We start from the raw sequence: 17,296 nt of genomic DNA, 5'->3' as shown, positions 1-17,296 counted from the left end.
GGAGGTCGATATTTCGACTTCCCTTTTCATATAGGCATTATTATGTTTCTTAGAGAACTTCTTTCAGCCATTCTGACATTCTGTATTTCGCATAATCATTTTCAAATTCATACCATATATCGCCGATTCCTTGCTCGCCTAATTTATCCTCAAAAGTTCGAAGAGGTTCTTTTCGTTTCAAAACATCCAGAAGTTGAACAGTGATATTTGAATCTTGCGTTTCAGCAAATTTCACCATTAGATCATAGGCTTCTGACGTTGTAATCTGCGGAATCCGAACCAAATTTTTAACAGCTTCATTTTCATCCCAATCAATTTCGGGCATTCCATTCTTCGAATCAGGAGCATCTAAAAGAATCTCCTTGGTCTTGGTATCAAGAACATAGGATAACTCATAATCCGACTCTAAAAAAACCACAACTAATTCATCAATAAGTTCCATCATACTCACCCTCTTTATGTTTAGTATAGCCCTTAATCCGCAAAAACAATGTCAGCGTCTCGTCCTACAAACAATATTGTTTACACATACCATTTAACGGAAATGATTTGACTATACCTATAATACAAAGGAGCCTAGACAATGACAAATCAAAACCAAGAAATCATCTCTTATTTTGAAAAATTAGATCGTAGCTTTTTCATGGATACACACCAGGAATTTGCCAATTTGGACGAAGCGATTCCGATTGGGCATGAACAAACCATTTCCCAACCTTCCCTTGTGCTTGAAATGACTCTTGCCATTGATCTACAACCACAATCAAAAGTGTTGGAAATCGGAACGGGTTCAGGATTTCAAACCGCCCTGCTCGCCGCCTTTTCGAACGCCGTATATACAATGGAACGAATTGAGGAACTGCACGTACGTGCTAAGGAACGTTTGAAAGAAGCCGGTTTTACAAACATCCACTTTAAACTCGATGATGGAAGTATAGGATTAGAAGAACACGCTCCATACGACCGCATAATGGTAACAGCTGCCGCTGCCCAAACTCCGCGCGAACTAATTGACCAATTAGCCATCGGTGGTAAAATGATAATCCCCGTTGGAACACCCTTTCTACAGAAACTCCTGCTGATTGAAAAAGCTGAAAACGGTAAGAATTACACTGAAGTATTAAATGAAGTTAGGTTTGTGCCTTTGAAAGGAAAATATGAATAGGTACCTATGAATAGGTACCTGTGCATGGTTGAATTATGACAATTCATCGCATTGGATAATTAGTCAAATAGAAATTGATAAACCTATATACAGTGGGTATTCACTTTTCACTTTATGCAATTGTAGTGAATTGACTGAGTAGTGTCTTGCACAGGTACCTGAAAAGGGTACCTAAAAAGTGTTTGAAAACCTTCTGGGATTATTTAAAACCAATTCGTGGTATAGATGAATGACGAGGGGTATACTTGAAAAATATCTTTTTTAGGGAGGAGGGAATAATTGAACAAGATGAAAAAAACTAAATCGATTCGATTGTTGAATTTTATTGAGGAAAAAGGCAATAAGTTGCCGGATCCGGTTACGATTTTCATCATTTTTACGTTACTTGTTATCGGCATATCCCATTTACTTTACATATTGGGGATTGAGGTCAGCTTTGAAGGGGTTAACAATGAATCGGGACAGATAGAGACGCTGACTGTAAAGGCTGTTAGTTTACTTGTTCCTGAGGGTATTGCGTATATGTTTTCAAATGTCGTGACAAACTTTACTTCTTTTGTCGCACTAGGTCCGGTTCTTGTTGCGATGCTTGGGGTTGGTGTTGCTGAAAAAAGTGGCTATATTAGTGCGTTAATGACGAATACTGTCACGAAAGCTCCTAAGAAATTCGTCACGCCGATTGTGGTGCTTATGGGTGTCTTGTCCAATGTCGCTGCTTCGGTTGGTTATGTTGTGCTGGTTCCGCTTGGCGCCATTATCTTTTTAGGTTTCAAGCGACATCCGTTAGCTGGATTGTCGGCTGCATTTGCTGGTGTTGCCGGTGGATATTCCGCAAACCTCTTCTTGGGAACGAATGATCCGCTTTTAAGTGGGATTACGACAGAGGCCGCCCATATTTTAGATGCTGGTTACATCGTGAACCCGACAGATAACTGGTTTTTCATGTTTGTTTCGACGTTCTTAATTGTCATTATCGGTACGCTTGTGACGGACAAGCTAATTGAACCGAAGTTGGGGAAATATATTCCCAATAAAGAAATTGAACATCAAAATGTAGTTACCAGCGTAGAGAAAAAAGGACTCTTATGGGCAAATATTTCAATCCTTATTACAATCATCGCGATTGCCCTACTCGTTCTTCCTGAAAACGGCGTACTACGGGGTGAAGGCGGCAGCCTAATTCAATCGCCATTTATGAGCAGTATTATTTTCATGATGATGCTCATCTTTCTAATACCAGGGATTGTGTATGGATTTGTTACGAAAACCATTAAAAATGATAAAGACATTGCACGGTTAATGGCCTCTTCATTGGAGATGATGTCCGGATTTATTGTATTAATTTTCTTTGCCGCACAGTTTGTAGCACTCTTTAACTATACAAATTTAGGGACAATTATTGCCGTTAACGGTGCGGATTTTTTACAGTCGATTCATTTGGAAGGTGCCCCGTTACTTGTGGCATTGATTTTTATTACCACGATTATTAACTTATTCATCGCTGCGGATTCTGCAAAATGGGCAATTATGGCACCGGTATTTGTTCCCATGTTCATGCAAATGGGCATTGCGCCGGAAGTGACGCAGATCGCTTATCGGATTGGAGACTCCTCAACGAATATCATTTCTCCTTTAATGCCGTTCTTTCCATTAGTTGTTGCTTTTGCACAGCGATACGGCAAGGAAAATGGTGTCGGGACAGTCATATCTCTGATGTTACCCTATTCAATTATTATTTTGATTAGCTGGATAATCTTTTTCGTTATCTGGTATGTACTTGGAATTCCAGTGGGTCCGGGAACAAATTTAAACTACTAAGAGAGGATGAATTAACATGAAAGTAATTACAACATGGACGGGTGGACGCGCTTTTACCGCTGTTGGAGATTCAGGTTATGATATAAATATGGATGCGACAGAAGCATATGGAGGACTGGGAAAAGGCGCAACCCCTACTGAAATGCTCCTCGGTGCCTTGGCAGGATGTATCGGGATTGATGTAACGATGATTTTGAGACCCCACTTGGATAAAATCACGAACATCGAAATTATAACCGATGGAACTCGAAAAGAAGAAGCGCCAAAAGGCTTTACTGCAATGGACGTAACCTTCGTGATTGACGGCGATATCAATAACAAAAAAGTTTGGCGCGCGATTCGGTTAGGTAAAGAGAAGTATTGTTCGGTATCGGATTCGTTAAAAGCCGATGTTAGCTTTAATTTGATATTGAATGGTGAAGAATCTCCTGAATTGGTTTGAATAATATTGTTATCGATTGAAGAAGCCATCTATGTGGCTTCTTTTTTGTTGTATCGGATGTCTAATCCATGCTAACGAAACATACATGAATTGGCGGATAAGTGTTATGGTGATTATATCCAGTTACTAAAACAATATGGAACTCCTTGGAGGTTTATTGATGCGAAAAAAATGGTTACGGATAATTGCAGCACTGCTATTTATTACTGTATTTATTATAGTAGGTTCTTTGACATTGAAAAAATTGAATACACCTGATACCGGAGTTTAATCATGATTTTACGAAAGAGTTTTTAATGAAAGATGCGGAGACGTCTGAAGGGTTTCATTTGTTTGGGTCAGGTACAAAGAAATATACAATTCTTTTCCCTGAGACCTATATAATGGTGGATGATTCTTATTATAAAAAAATAGGAAACACATCTAATGTACCTGATATGGAGAATGTTTATATAATCCAAGAAGGTGTTTCGCCCAAAGAAAATCAGATGATTAAGGGAATTACGCTGGCATTACATCTTGGTGGAAATGTAATTGTAGATACTAGATTAGATGGTTTATTATGAGAAATAAACGTCCTAGAAAATGTACAAAGGTTGAGAAAATCCTGGATGACAATAATACAGTTTATTATGTTGAGAATGTTGATGAATACCATGCTGATGATGGCAGCGTTGATAGAATCTTTTATTTTTATAGGTTTATTACAGATAATAATTCAAAACAGGCACTGTATGATTTTGAAGAAGAAATGCAAATGGGCTTCAAGATAATGAATAGTGTGGAATTCAAGTAGTTTAATTCAGTTTAGTAACAATCTAAAAATCAGTGTTTTGAATTCGGAGTCCATAATAAAACTACAGGTACCCCTACCAGTCTCAGTACGCATTTAAAAAATAAAAGGTAATTAGACCTAACTACCCTTTTGCGTACTAACGAACCATACATGAGTTGTCAGAAAAACGGTATGGTAATTATATCTAATTTGAAACAGGATGGAAGTCCTTTGGAGGTTTATAGATGCAAAAAAGATGGTTAAAGATAGTTACAGTATTATTAATTTTTATTATATTTTTCATTGGAGGTTCTTATATATTGAAAAAAAAGAATACACCCGATACACCGGCATTTAATCATGATTTTACGAAGAAGTTTTTAGTGAAAGATGCGGAGACACCTGAAGGATTTCATATGTTTGAGTCGGGTACAAAGAAGTATACGATTCTTTTCCCTGAAAATTACTATATGTCGGATGGATCTTATTATAAGAAAACTGGAGAGACATCAGATATACCTGATATGGAAAATGTATATATGCGTGAAGAAGGGATATCTCCTAAACAGAATCAGATGATTAAAGGAATAAAATTGGCCCTGCATCCAGGTGGTAATGTAATTGTAGATACTAGAGTAAAAGGTTTATTAAGAAAAGTAAATGCACCGAATGATACAAAAATCAATAAACTCGAAGATAAAAACAAAACTGTTTATTATGTGGAAAATATTGAAGAATATCATGCCGATGATGGTAGTATTGACACTTACTTTTATTTATATGGATTTATAACAGATAATAAATCAAGACAGGCTCTTTATTTTGAATTAGAAGATACCTGCTTTAATAGCGATACTAAAGATTGTGAAATAGATTTTGAAGAAGAAAAGATATTGGGCTTGGAAATGATGAAAAGCGTCGAATTTCAGTAGTTTTTTAAGGGGGGATAGTCTTGGAAAAGGAAGGTTTGCTTAGTAATACTATGCGTGCCAGAATTACTAGCATTGAATATGATGGCATTAAAAAAGAAGACATTGAAAAGCTTTATATCCAGGAGTATGGCGAGTTGCCTCCTAACTTTGATATTATTAAGTCCAAAGATTTGAACATCGGCAAGGATTCAGGATTTAATGCTACAGCGATTCACTTCTACGATGAAGAAATTAATGAGGTTTATTTCATAAACAGAGGAACAGAAGCAGATATTGGTAAATTGAGGGATGGATTGTTTAATAAACTAAAAGACTACAGAATGGAACCTGAAAAATTAAAGGAAATAGTTTTTAACGGAAATGAGGATATTTATACTGATATCTATACTGTATTAATAGGAGAGGACCAGTTTTCATCAGAGGACAACGTAGTCTTCACGAATAAAGTAATTGACAGGGCAAATAAAAAGCATAGTGATTTGGAGTTAACGTATTTTCTAGATGGTCACTCCCTAGGTGGTTCGGAAGCACAAAATATAATGGTTTTTACCAAAGATTTATTTACAAATGTGAATGTGTATAACGATGCCCCTATGAATATATATAATACTATCATGGTAAATGACCATTTGAAGAAAAAAGTTCAAAAGGAGTATGGTATAGCTGTCGAAGACATTAACGATCTAAAAAAATGGATCTTAATGACCTTCGTACAATTCTCAATCAAGAATACAGCCATTATAGCAATAAAATCACTTATTACAGAAACGAAGATGACCTTTTGACAACCTTGAAACTTCCTTATGAATATAGATTAATAGACGCGTCCGAGTCCAACGTAAAGACATTCAAAGGTCATCCTGATGCTGAGATGATTGATGTGGTCGGAAAGTATCCTAATCTTGCGATGGGAATAACGTATATTTTAAAACGTGCGAATAAAGAAGGTGGAATTAGGACTCGAGATATTGCTGCACTTGCTGCCGTATATTCAGTCTCTATGGATTCTTTATGGTCATTTATTGGCCAAATTCAAGACATGATTAACGATATTAAAGGTATGGGAGAGCATATTGGTTCGGGACACAGCATGGATAAGCTGATTGAAAGAATGGCAAATGAACAAGGACGTTTGATTGTCGGCAATGAGGAAATCTATTTAATTGCTGATTCAAATGGTAAAAAAATTGAACTGAATATCGATGAAACTTATAGGTTTTATAAAACGGGACTATTGATTATGGAAGACAAACAGCGTGTAGTCGATAAACTAATGAGGACATATGAATACCATGTCTTTTCCAGATATGATCGATTTCGCAGAAAGGTTAGACAAGAAATGGATCATATCGAAAACTATCCCCACACTTATCTATCGGCTGGCGATCGCTATACGCATGATGCGCAACATATCATGCGGTATAAAAACTTACGATTTATAGAAAATCCTCCATTCAAAACTCCTATGCATGTTTCAACTCATTTGGAAGGCACTATTCACAACCTCCAGGAAGAAACAATAAGGCAAGAGAAATTTTTAGAGACCTATAAGAACGGAATTTTAAAACTTGTTGAAGCCGATCAACGTGTGGCATTATTATTTAATACTTTTTTGGAAAGAAGGGATGCATGGTGAAGAATGGGACAGCACAACTAGTCGCAATTTCAGAAATTGAAGAAATCTTATCTTCTGCGGTAAAAGAATTAAAACAAAATCTTGCCCAGATTGAGAATCTAAATGAGTCCTTTATACAAAGTGCAAAAAATATTAACGAAAAAGCGTTTAGTGGCGAGTTCAGGGATAGTTTTATGGATGAAGTCGACAGAGAACGACGGTTGATTCAAAATCTAAATGCGCACAATCTGGATGCGGTTCGTTTATTCGCTAATCGTTACGACCAATTTCTATCGGAAACAGCTTCGCAAAGTTATGTATATGAAACTGAATTGATTCCTACTGGAAATAGTGGTTCGTGAATTTCTTATGCCTTTCTTCAATTTCAATCCGTGTTTCCATATCAATCTCCCCCTTTATATCTTCACAATAATTGTATTTACTTTCTAAAATAATTTTCATCATTTCGGGAACACTATCTCCAGAAGATTTTCAATAAACAAAGGAGGTATTATAATTGGATAGAAACAACCCAAGACCGAATGATCCGGCTGATTATGAAGAAAGAGTGAGGAAGACAATCGGCAATATGGAAGCTGCTGAAGAGGCGATGAAATTTGCCGAAGGAAAAGAACTTGAGACGATAAAGGAAAAAAATGCAAGACGTCTGGAAAGTATTACCAGCACAAACAATGAAATAAATAATTCATAAATGAATTGAACTAAACAAATCTTGTTACAGCTATATTACTGTTGCAAGCTTTTGTTTGTTCTGTGGTAGTAGGGTTCTATTTGCATTGATAAACGACTAACTTTGATAGCGTTGATTTCATAATCGCTCCAAATCAATTTGGTTTTGATTTAATTGATGGGCAATTGAATCGACAGATAGTTGGGCATTTCTAATTCGTTTTGAAAGTGATGCGTCTGTTTCCAAAGCATAAAAAACCCTCATTGCCTTTTTACAGGATAAATGAGGGTTACTCTTTATTAGCGATTGCTAATTATATTTTCAACTTGATGTCAGCTTCTGCTTTTAACTCTTCTACATGTGCAGCTAGCTTTTTTTGCTGTTGTTCTTGTTCTATCATGCTTTTAATCTCATCGCTTACTTCTTCAAGCGGCGGGAGTTCTTGACCGCTTTCTTTATTTTGAGCCGCGGCTTGATCATAGTACTCTTTTATTTCTTTATCTGTCACTTTTTCCGCTGGTGTAAATTTATCTTGATACTTTTCAAAAATAATTGATTTAGCGATTATTTGTTCTTTTACTGTACGCACATTCATATTTTGACTTTTGAGTGCTTCTTTCATTGTCTTTTCATCGCCAAATTGCTCTACAAATTCTGCATATTTTTGATCTATCTCAGATTCAGAAGGAGTAATTTTCTCTTCTTTTGCTTTTTGAAGAATCAATGTTTGATTAACTACAGTATCAAGAGTTTGCATTTTTACTTGTTCCGCCGATTCTTTGCTTGATGGGTCTTGTCCCATCTGTTGCATTTGGCCTTGAATGGACGACAATGTCGCATTATATTGCTCACCTTTTAGTTCTTCATCATTTACAATTGCTACGATTTTGTCCTTCTCCACTTGTTGTTCAGCTAATTTCGCTTGCATCTCTTCTGCAGACGCCATCTCTTCTTGGCCAGCTGCTTCAGGCTTTTCATCTTTTGCTGCTTTATCGTCTTCACCGCAAGCAGCTAAACTTAATGCAAGTGCTCCTGTTATCAATGGAAGTAAAACTTTTTTAAATTTCATGTTGTAAACCCCTTTCAAATCTGGCGCTCTTTATTCCACGAGCGTAAGTTGCATCTTAACCGACTTTTATTGCAAATCAAACCCATATCCCTTGATGACATCAAATTGTTATCTAGTTGTCATGTTGCGACTTTAACGTTTCCCAATTTGATGCGCATCTCGTGGATAAGGTGACGGTTTGATTACAAAGATTTGTTACGTCCTGTTATCTAGCCTACCTGTCGTTCTTTCAAATACGTTTTTGAGTATCGTGATTCTGCCCTCGATAAATGGTTGCCAAACGCCTTGCACAGGTTTAGTTGATAACAGTAGAACAATTACCGCAGAAATCAGTGCAATGCCAAGTAAATCGTAAATAGTATTTACCTGAAAAACATCGCCTTTCCGGAATAGTTGAATCAAAAATCCGTGCAGTAAATAGACATATAATGTTCTTGTCCCAAAGTGTGTTAACCTGTTATGCGTTTGTGGAATCCATGCTAGAATACTGATCGCCATCATGGCTGATGTGATATATACAAGTAATCGAGCGACCCCGCCGAACGCTGGCATGTCAAGGTCGCCATAAGACTTCGAAGCCAATAACCATCCGGAATTAAATTCAGGTGCAAAATAAATCGCTACCGCAACAACAGCTAACACAATTAATGAAGCAATTTTCACACTCTTACGTTTCAGCCACACGACTTGGTCTTCCTTCACCCAATATCCAAGTAAGAAAAACGGGAAAAAGACAAACGTCCGTGACAAACTAAATGCATGTCCGATTTCTCCAAAATAACCAATAATTACACCAATCAAAACTGCAAGTGCCACACTGAATAATGCAGGCACCTTTTTAAAAAATGATAATAGTATATGCCAACTAAACAAGCTAAATAAAAACCAAAGTGACCATTGCGGATAAAATACCCCGTTCTGCCAACCATTTTTCCCGATGTAGTAATAAAAAATCGTGTATAGCAGTTGGAAAATCAAGTATGGCACCAATAATTTCTTAGCTAGATTAAAAATATATCTGATATGTCCCGAACCTTTCGCAAAAAATCCTGCCAGAAAAATAAAAGCCGGCATATGAAATGTGTAAATCCACATATATAAAGTATTTATGCCACTTGATCCATCAATGAATGGCTGGATCATATGACCAAATACAACTAAAAATATTAATACTAATTTTGCATTATCAAAAAATGCGTTCCTCTCCAACGTCCTCACCTTCAAACTGTTTTCTGACATACAAGCAACTTACCCGCTTTCAAACCAGATGAAAACCATTTCCAGGCGATTTAACAGAGATGTAACGACTGTAAACAAAGTGATTCATTGTAGTAAATTTGTAATGTCAGCGGTCGACCATTGCGAATGTAGAGTAAAAAAGTGCGGAAAAGTCATGCCAATTCTTACTCAACCTGATTTATCATTCAATTCAGCAATCCGTAATAAATACCCTCAAAATTCATATTTGAGGCTTTTCGCTTACCACTTTTAGGTAATCCTTTTCCGGTACCTGTGCAAGGTTCAATTATGACAATTCACCAACTTGGATAAGCAATCAAATCGCAATCGACAAAGCCATACATAGCGGATACCCTTTTTTATTTCATACAATTGTAGTGAATTGACTGATTAGTGTCTTGCACAGGTACCAATTTTTTTTCTTAACCTAATCTTAACCTTCATTTCATACACTTGATCATGTAACAGAATCAACCAGCTTTTTTGAGGAGGGTATTTATAATGAAGGTTTCTCGTTTAGGTCACGCGATGTTTTTATTGGAGAGTAACGAAGGTGGCAGGTATCTGATTGATCCATTTTTCGACATGAATCCTGGGTTTCCAAAGAAATTAGACAACGATAAATTTTACAAATCAATTGATGCTGTTTTTCTTACGCATGGACACTTTGATCACACAAGTGGTTTGGACAAATTAGTAGCTGTCAATCCTAAGCTTTTAATTGTCGCGCAATATGAGTTGGCATTTATTTTAATGCAAAAAGGTATGGAGAATGTTTATCCGATTAATCTTGGGGGGTCTATTAATTTAGACGATGTCAGCGCTACAATGGTACCGGCAAAGCATAGTTCATCCTACGGTGAAACGGAAGGCCCTCCGATGTATGCGGGCGAAGCAGCGGGTTATATTTTTGACTTTTCAAATTCCCTGACGTTATATCATTCTGGCGATACGGCTGTCACATCTGATATTAAACTTATTCAAGAGATTTATAACCCAACAGTAGCGATTCTATCCTCTTCTGGCCATTTCACTATGGGTCCGAAAGAGGCAGCTTACACCGTGAAAAATCTATTAGACGTGAAGTATGTTATTCCTAGTCATACTTTTCCTACAAAAGAAAATGCTGCTTCCAGGGAAAACTATGACCTTTTACTGGCAGGGTTTCCAATCGTTGCGGAAATGATTGATAAAGACCGGGAATTGGTCGAGCTACTAACAGATTATGATAAAACAGAAGTGATTGTTTTAGGTTTCGGAGAGGAACATGAGTTTTGAATTGTAAAAGGTGGTACGGACGCAATTGGAGCGAATGGGAAACTCTTGGTTAGGGACCTAATCGGATTGATGTGATTGAAAAGAGGAACAGACGGTTAATGGAGGGATGGCTCTAACTGGAGTAACTGGGATAGCCTTGGCGGTGTATTGACAAGTAGCCCCACTGTTTCCTCACGCCGTCCGAATCAACTCGACGTTTTGTAAGGGGAACAAATCAAAGGCTATATCAAAGAACATGGAATGGTTCTCGGTGGGAAAACTGGGTAGACCTTGGCGGTTCATTAACATCAGCTCCAGCTGCCGTGTCTTGGGGACCCAACCGGATTGATGTATTTGCTAGAGGAGAAAATCAAAACCTCATCCACCTATATCGCACGCGTTAAATAAACAACCAAAGAGAGGTACCTGTGCGTGGTTGAATTATGACAATTCAATTATACGGATAAAAATTCAAATATGCTATCGACAAAGTATTTTGTAATCAGTATCCAATCTTCTCTTTATGCAATTGTAGTGAATTAACTGAGTAGTGTCTTGCACAGGTACCTAAATTTTAATCCTTACCTATTTTTAGGTGGGGATTTTTTGTGTTTCCTACCGAAGATTAACAATTTCTTTACACTAGTTTAATACTAGCTTAACAAACCAGCGATAGACTTAAATTGTACGATACTTTGAAGGAGGAATTTAATTGAAGAAAACTTTCAAGAAACAAAGTATGATTTTTGCGCTTGCTGGGAGTTTGATTGTAGGAAGCTTTGTGGGATATGCATCACAACAAACCGCTAAAGCCAAAAATCCTGAATCGAATAAAAAAGTGGAAAATGTCATTTTCATGATTCCAGACGGGTACTCTAGTGCGTATGCGACAAATTATCGATTGTATAAAGGCGAAGAATCGGTCATGGATTCCCATCTCGTTGGCATGCACAGGACGTATTCCGCAAATTCGGAAGTGACGGATTCTGCCGCGGCTGGAACAGCGATGGCAACCGGAACGAAAACGAACAATGGCATAATTAGTATGGATCCAGATGGCAATAAACTCGAAACGATTTTACAAGCTGCTGAAAAGAGTGGTAAATCTTCAGGATTAATCGCTACTTCGACGATTACCCATGCCACGCCTGCGGTATTTGCTTCACATGTTGAATCGCGCGCGGATGAAAAAGACATTGCTCCACAACTCCTTCAAAATGATGTTGACGTCATACTAGGCGGCGGTAAAAAATATTTTAGTGATGATTTATTAAACAAAGCAAAACAAGATGGTTATGAAATTGTGTCCGATGCAAAATCGTTAAAAAACTTAGAGAAAACAGACAAACTGATTGGTCTTTTTGCTGAGGATAGCTTATCCCCTGAACTAGATCGTGAGGCAACTGATGAGCCAAGCTTGAAGGAAATGACCGCAGCTGCCATTAATGTTTTAAGTAATGATAAAGATGGATTCTTTCTAATGGTTGAAGGTAGTCAAATCGATTGGGCTGGTCATGCTAATGATGCGGCGTGGGCGATGAAAGACGCTGAAGCGTTTGAAGATGCAGTTGAAGCCGCAATGGATTTCGCGAAAAAAGATAAGAAAACGCTTGTCGTTATTGCAGGTGACCACGACACCGGTGGAATGTCTGTTGGCGGTTACGGAAAATCAGGTGCGAATTTAGAAATTCTTAAAAATATAACAGCGACAGGCGATTTCATGGCATCTCAATTAAATGAAGATCAAAGTAATATTCAAGAAGTCATATTGCACTACACAGGAATTTCATTAACAGAAGCTGAAATTAATCAAATCAAACAAGCAAGCAATCCAGCATTCGAGATTAATTCAACAATCTCTAAGCATGCACTTGTCGGTTGGACTCATACTGGACATACAGGTACAGACATTCCTGTCTATGCTTATGGTCCACAAGCCCACAAATTTTCGGGTCTAATCGAAAATACAGATTTTCCGACATTAATGGCTGAAGCTATGAAAATACCATTTAAATAAACCTAGATTCATAAGTTGCACATATAAATATAGTAGTGCGAGCCAGTAAATTGGCCTGCACTACTTTTTTTTGATAATCACCTGTGTTGGTCCACAAGAATAGGATTACCATCCGGATCTTCAATCGTAAAACTCGCGGGCCCTTCACTTGATTCATCCGCTTCTGTTAAGAAGTTAACTCCTTTTGCTTTGAGCTGCGCTTGAAGTTCTCGAATGTCTATAAAAGAGTCGAGATTTTCAGCGTTTTGATCCCAACCTGGATTAAAGGTAAGTATGTTCTTTTCAAACATTCCCTGGAATAGCCCAATTACGGTGCTTCCATTTTTCAATATCAGCCATCCCAGCGATATGTCTCCACCTAAATCTTGAAATCCTAGTTTTTCGTAAAATGCTTTTGATTTATGAATGTCTTTTACCGTTAAACTTATCGAAAATGCGCCTAGTTTCATAATTATTCCTCCCTATTTTTTATGGATATCATTTGACTCTTTTAGTATAGCACTTGTCAGACAAGATGCTGAAAACTACAAATATATCGTTTTGGGTTATCGTAATGGTTTTTTTATGTTACCATACCTAAATACTTCTTGGACAACATTCTATTAGGTGCAATTAATTAATTTGTTACCTAAAATATGATAAATACGATAAGGACGATATATACATGCCACCAGCTGCACTAAACTTTCACTTTTTCCAAAAGTTCTATTTACTTATAGCTAGTTCATTAAAAGGATTTTCACAAGTTTTATTAGTGGGAAATGCCTTTTCCGGATTTCTAATTCTAATTGGAATTACATTGCACTCCCCTCTTTTGGGTTTAATGGCATTTCTAAGTTCGATTGTGGGAACAATTACAGGAAAATATTGTGGCGGAGATTCGGATTTAATTCGCAATGGAATTTATGGTTTTAACGCTATCCTTTGCGGTATTTCCACAATTCTCTTTCTTCACGGGGATAAGCGCTGGTTTATCGCGTTATTTGCCGCCGCTCTTGCCGCATTATCCTTGAAAATGCTGACAAAAGTATTGGACAAGTGGAACGTGCCTGTATTGACTATTCCATTCGTTTTCATCACATGGATTGGTCTACTTATCGCTTACCGCGTCGACACATTATATATGGATCCCGATTTTGTCATAAGTTCACCAGCAATGTGGAATTTGCCAGTTGAAGGGACGCCAACTCTATTGGTCGGGATGATCAAAGGAATTGGTGAAGTGTTCGTCATCGACTCACTTTGGACTGGATCGCTTATACTATTAGCGCTGTTTTGGGCAGGCTGGAGATTTGGGTTGTATGCCATAATTGGAACATTTGTATCGTGGATAACCGCTTATTTTATCGGAGCTGACACGCATTCGTTAAATTTGGGTCTATACAATTATAACGCCGTTTTGACAATTATCGCCGTTAGTTTAGTCTTCAATAAAAAACCGAAAAAAACGCCGTATATCGGCACGCTCGCAGCAATGTTAACAGTCCCCATAACCGCAGGATTGGAGTTGCTTCTCGACCCACTTGGACTCCCCGCATTAACATTCCCGTTCATAATATGTTCATGGCTATTTATCGCATTGGGGAAGGTTTTCCAGGGCTATAAATATAAACAAACGGTGCCTTACACGGGATATCGCCAAGAAATAAGCAGCCGAATTGAAGGATAATTCACCTTCAAAATGGCTGCTTTTTCGTTTACATTAAAGGACCTTGATGATTATTTGGATCTGATTTCTTTTTATCAACTTTCTTATCTTTGGTAAAATCCGGCTCTTCTCCAAACTCGGTACTTAAATCGGGATTAGTAAATCTCCGACTATTGGTAACGGTGTCCAATTCCTCGTCCGGTTTTAGTAAAAGCCCTATACAAACAAGCCCACTAATTCCAACCAGAGCATAAATCAACCGAGACAGAGCCGCATCTTGTCCTCCAAAAATGGCTGCAACTAAGTCAAATTTGAAAAAACCAATCAAGCCCCAGTTAATTGCACCAATGATAACTAATGCCAGAGCAATCCTTCGAATGATTCCCATTGTATTTCACTCCTTTGATTAGATAATTGAATTGATGTTGTTACAATTCAACTTATCTTTTACCAAAAAAGCATTTTAATACTTCTGGAAAAAGGTACCTGTGCAAGATTGAATTATGACAATTCACGACCTTGAATAAATAAGCAAAGGGATGTCGACAATGTTTGATATAGTCTGCATCCCTTTTTCAATTTATGCAATTGTAGTGTATTTTCCGAATAGTGCCTTGCACAGGTACCGAAGTTTTTAATCGATTTTTAGTAAATCAGCGGGGGTTATAATTCCGAGAAGTTTTTCCGAACTGTTGCCGGTTGGCGTAATCAGAAGTGCCTCAATCCGCTTACCTTGGCTCATTGCTTTTTTAAAATATTCCTCTGCTTCATAAACTGAAAGATCTTGACTAATAAAACGATAGGTATTTTTCTTTTTCTCATAGTAATAAATGTCGATTAAGAGTGGCATTTCTCCAGATATAACGCCGTCCGGATATTCATCAGCCAGCCAATATGTAATGCCGTTCGCAGTTACAAGCCCAACGAATTCGGAATTTCTATAAAGCGGAATTTGATTAAATTTTTGTTTACGAATCAATTCTAAACCCATTAAAAGTGTGTCCGTGGACTTTAAGGTATGAACTTTTCTTCGGAACATTTGACCGACTGTAACTGGTTTTGCAAGTTCACGATCGATATATTCAATCATTTCCACAATGTCATCGTGAGGTTCAGCGATAGCATATTCAACATCAGTCCGATTATGCACGATTGCATTCCGCAAATTTGCATAAACCCGCAAATCATCTTCAAACTTACGAATAACCGCGCTTCCCTTCTTGGTTCTGTCAATTAGCCTCGAAAAAGGCATATAATCTATTAAGCCGCTCATTTTTTCCATTGCTTTCTCGATACGATTATAAGCAAATATAAATCGATCTGAATTCCGAACACTCACGGTACATACCTTCCTTCCTAAATTGCCAAATTATTTATTTCTATTAATATACACCAATAATTACGATAGAAGTAGTTAAAATTATTTTTCTCAATGCAATTATTTCTATGCTCAAAAAAAGCTACCCTGGAATCATTTATTCAATGATATCCCGAATAGCCCCGAATGCATTAATTTGTGTAAGATAATAAAGCGTTTTGATCGAATTTTTGAAGTGCTAGTAAAGCTTCGTTCTTGTCATGGTACTCAAAGATTCTAACATTCATTTTCTCAAAAACTGTAATTACCCACATTTTGCATTCTCCTTATCCCAGTATATTTTATTAATTATTAATTCTAAAAGAGTTGTTCGTCTAACTTAACTCTTATTTTACGCCTATTTTCAATGAGTTGAAGGCCTTTTTGAAAGAGTCACAAAGTCTCCAATTTCTTAAGTCGAATTTGTGAATATCCGATTGAAAGGTACCTGTGCAAGGTTGATTTATGACAATTCACGGCTTTGGATAAATAGTCAAAGGGATTTCTACAAAGCCTTTCATGGTCGCCACCTTCATTTATTTTATTCAATTGTAGTGAATTTACTGAATAGTCCCTAACACAGGTACCTGAATTTTAGAAAACGTCGTAATTCCAAATGCGGTCCCGTTTTCTTATATGGTTGCATGGGGTGAAGTATTAATTGGACTTGGCCTAATCGTCGGACTTTTAACAGGAATTGCCTCGTTTAGGAACGCCGTGGTCCACAAGAAAACAAAATTAATGAGATGATATCCCAAGTTCTTTTACTTGGGATATTTTTTATTTAACAATGTTCCCGTTTCAAAGACTCATCCATTTTCGTAAACTGCAGCCTTGATCGCTGGCAACGCTTTTGAAGTCGTTATCCCTTTGAGCTGTATATATTGTATAAATGTATGCAAACTATTGCGTAATTCGGCTTATAATTCCCGCCATGTAAATCCTGATTCAAATGTTTTCACAAATTCGACAAAATACTTTGGACACTTTGTGAACTATTTCACAATGTATGTTCCGATACTACAAATGCTAGTATAATAAGAATTAAGTTAGACGAACAAATCACTTAGACGCAATGGTTCAAAGAATATAGCTAATAAAAAAAAAGGAGAATGCACAATGTGGGTAATTACAGTTTTCGAGAAAATGAACATTAGAATCTTCGAGTATTCGAATAAAGATGAAGCTCTACTAGCACTTCAACAATTCGATCAAAACGCTTTATTATCTTACACAAATTAATGCATCCAGTAATACAAAATATAATTATG

The 17,296-nt window shown here is 37.2% G+C and carries 22 protein-coding genes and 2 pseudogenes; 16 read left to right on the top strand and 8 right to left on the bottom strand.

The features are described from left to right. Positions 1-49 precede the first annotated feature (49 nt). A complete protein-coding gene (locus J4G36_RS01890; protein WP_210468127.1) occupies positions 50-445 on the bottom strand; it encodes a UPF0158 family protein in 396 nt (131 codons plus the stop codon). A gap of 138 nt (positions 446-583) precedes the next feature. On the opposite strand from J4G36_RS01890, the gene J4G36_RS01885 reads away from it, so the two are divergent. The 10 genes from J4G36_RS01885 (at position 584) to J4G36_RS01840 (ending at position 7,459) form a co-directional block, all read left to right on the top strand. Then, positions 584-1,165 (top strand): protein-L-isoaspartate(D-aspartate) O-methyltransferase, encoded by a 582-nt coding sequence (locus J4G36_RS01885; protein WP_210468126.1) that lies wholly within the window; start codon positions 584-586, stop codon positions 1,163-1,165. Positions 1,166-1,453: 288 nt separating this feature from the next. Next, complete coding sequence (locus J4G36_RS01880; RefSeq protein ID WP_210470382.1) at positions 1,454-2,983, top strand: AbgT family transporter; 1,530 nt, start codon at positions 1,454-1,456, stop codon at positions 2,981-2,983. Between the two features lie 16 nt (positions 2,984-2,999). Next, positions 3,000-3,425: an OsmC family protein gene (locus J4G36_RS01875; RefSeq protein WP_210468125.1), complete on the top strand. Its 426-nt coding sequence runs from the start codon at positions 3,000-3,002 to the stop codon at positions 3,423-3,425. Between the two features lie 296 nt (positions 3,426-3,721). Further along, positions 3,722-3,991 (top strand): hypothetical protein, encoded by a 270-nt coding sequence (locus tag J4G36_RS01870; protein WP_210468124.1) that lies wholly within the window; start codon positions 3,722-3,724, stop codon positions 3,989-3,991. Continuing rightward, entirely contained in the window at positions 3,988-4,221 is a 234-nt protein-coding gene (locus tag J4G36_RS01865) for a hypothetical protein (RefSeq protein WP_210468123.1), read from the top strand. The genes J4G36_RS01870 and J4G36_RS01865 overlap by 4 nt, the downstream gene beginning before the upstream one ends. A 224-nt stretch (positions 4,222-4,445) precedes the next feature. Further along, entirely contained in the window at positions 4,446-5,132 is a 687-nt protein-coding gene (locus J4G36_RS01860) for a hypothetical protein (protein ID WP_210468122.1), read from the top strand. Positions 5,133-5,152: 20 nt separating this feature from the next. Beyond that, positions 5,153-5,917 carry a DUF6792 domain-containing protein gene (locus J4G36_RS01855; RefSeq protein ID WP_210468121.1) on the top strand — a complete coding sequence of 255 codons (765 nt, stop codon included), beginning with the start codon at positions 5,153-5,155 and terminating at the stop codon, positions 5,915-5,917. Next, a complete protein-coding gene (locus tag J4G36_RS01850; RefSeq protein WP_210468120.1) occupies positions 5,914-6,768 on the top strand; it encodes a hypothetical protein in 855 nt (284 codons plus the stop codon). The genes J4G36_RS01855 and J4G36_RS01850 overlap by 4 nt, the downstream gene beginning before the upstream one ends. After that, positions 6,762-7,109, top strand: a complete 348-nt coding sequence (locus J4G36_RS01845) for a hypothetical protein (protein WP_210468119.1) — start codon at positions 6,762-6,764, stop codon at positions 7,107-7,109. The genes J4G36_RS01850 and J4G36_RS01845 overlap by 7 nt, the downstream gene beginning before the upstream one ends. Before the next feature lie 155 nt (positions 7,110-7,264). Further along, positions 7,265-7,459, top strand: coding sequence for a small, acid-soluble spore protein tlp (locus J4G36_RS01840; RefSeq protein ID WP_210468118.1), 195 nt, complete (start codon positions 7,265-7,267; stop codon positions 7,457-7,459). A 117-nt stretch (positions 7,460-7,576) separates the two neighbouring features. Here the strand turns inward: J4G36_RS01840 and J4G36_RS18655 are convergent, their stop codons facing one another. From J4G36_RS18655 to J4G36_RS01830, 3 genes are all read right to left on the bottom strand, one after another. Next, the gene (locus J4G36_RS18655; protein WP_256439539.1) at positions 7,577-7,702 is read right to left on the bottom strand and encodes a hypothetical protein; all 126 of its coding nucleotides are present in this window, start codon (positions 7,700-7,702) and stop codon (positions 7,577-7,579) included. A 49-nt stretch (positions 7,703-7,751) separates the two neighbouring features. Beyond that, positions 7,752-8,507 (bottom strand): SurA N-terminal domain-containing protein, encoded by a 756-nt coding sequence (locus J4G36_RS01835; protein WP_210468117.1) that lies wholly within the window; start codon positions 8,505-8,507, stop codon positions 7,752-7,754. A 195-nt stretch (positions 8,508-8,702) separates the two neighbouring features. Next, complete coding sequence (locus tag J4G36_RS01830; protein WP_210470381.1) at positions 8,703-9,716, bottom strand: acyltransferase family protein; 1,014 nt, start codon at positions 9,714-9,716, stop codon at positions 8,703-8,705. 531 nt (positions 9,717-10,247) lie between these two features. Between J4G36_RS01830 and J4G36_RS01825 the strand changes: the two genes are divergently transcribed. The 3 genes and pseudogenes from J4G36_RS01825 to J4G36_RS01820 all read left to right on the top strand — a co-directional run bounded on the left by J4G36_RS01825 (position 10,248) and on the right by J4G36_RS01820 (position 13,020). Next, on the top strand, positions 10,248-11,024 hold the full coding sequence (locus J4G36_RS01825) for a metal-dependent hydrolase (protein ID WP_210468116.1): 777 nt from the start codon (positions 10,248-10,250) through the stop codon (positions 11,022-11,024). Between the two features lie 257 nt (positions 11,025-11,281). After that, positions 11,282-11,407, top strand: a pseudogene (locus J4G36_RS18920) (DUF8189 domain-containing protein); the annotation flags it as partial. Positions 11,408-11,715: 308 nt separating this feature from the next. Then, entirely contained in the window at positions 11,716-13,020 is a 1,305-nt protein-coding gene (locus J4G36_RS01820; protein WP_368668709.1) for an alkaline phosphatase, read from the top strand. Positions 13,021-13,097: 77 nt separating this feature from the next. Here J4G36_RS01820 and J4G36_RS01815 read toward each other — a convergent pair whose 3' ends face one another. Beyond that, positions 13,098-13,469, bottom strand: a complete 372-nt coding sequence (locus J4G36_RS01815; RefSeq protein ID WP_210468115.1) for a VOC family protein — start codon at positions 13,467-13,469, stop codon at positions 13,098-13,100. A gap of 215 nt (positions 13,470-13,684) precedes the next feature. On the opposite strand from J4G36_RS01815, the gene J4G36_RS01810 reads away from it, so the two are divergent. Then, positions 13,685-14,689, top strand: coding sequence for an urea transporter (locus J4G36_RS01810; protein ID WP_210468114.1), 1,005 nt, complete (start codon positions 13,685-13,687; stop codon positions 14,687-14,689). Between the two features lie 28 nt (positions 14,690-14,717). Here the strand turns inward: J4G36_RS01810 and J4G36_RS01805 are convergent, their stop codons facing one another. The 3 genes from J4G36_RS01805 to J4G36_RS18650 all read right to left on the bottom strand — a co-directional run bounded on the left by J4G36_RS01805 (position 14,718) and on the right by J4G36_RS18650 (position 16,300). Then, positions 14,718-15,056 carry a DUF378 domain-containing protein gene (locus tag J4G36_RS01805; RefSeq protein WP_210468113.1) on the bottom strand — a complete coding sequence of 113 codons (339 nt, stop codon included), beginning with the start codon at positions 15,054-15,056 and terminating at the stop codon, positions 14,718-14,720. Between the two features lie 246 nt (positions 15,057-15,302). Continuing rightward, the gene (locus tag J4G36_RS01800; RefSeq protein ID WP_210468112.1) at positions 15,303-16,007 is read right to left on the bottom strand and encodes a CBS domain-containing protein; all 705 of its coding nucleotides are present in this window, start codon (positions 16,005-16,007) and stop codon (positions 15,303-15,305) included. Between the two features lie 170 nt (positions 16,008-16,177). Further along, on the bottom strand, positions 16,178-16,300 hold the full coding sequence (locus J4G36_RS18650; protein WP_256439537.1) for a hypothetical protein: 123 nt from the start codon (positions 16,298-16,300) through the stop codon (positions 16,178-16,180). A gap of 319 nt (positions 16,301-16,619) precedes the next feature. On the opposite strand from J4G36_RS18650, the pseudogene J4G36_RS01795 reads away from it, so the two are divergent. Next, a pseudogene (locus J4G36_RS01795) lies at positions 16,620-16,733 on the top strand (DoxX family membrane protein); the annotation flags it as partial. Between the two features lie 411 nt (positions 16,734-17,144). Further along, complete coding sequence (locus J4G36_RS18645; RefSeq protein WP_256439536.1) at positions 17,145-17,267, top strand: hypothetical protein; 123 nt, start codon at positions 17,145-17,147, stop codon at positions 17,265-17,267. Positions 17,268-17,296: the final 29 nt, after the last annotated feature.

Source organism: Sporosarcina sp. 6E9, assembly GCF_017921835.1.
GTDB lineage: Bacteria > Bacillota > Bacilli > Bacillales_A > Planococcaceae > Sporosarcina.
The sequence above is the reverse complement of the archived record's forward strand: the minus strand, read 5'-3'. Positions and strand labels throughout refer to the sequence as shown.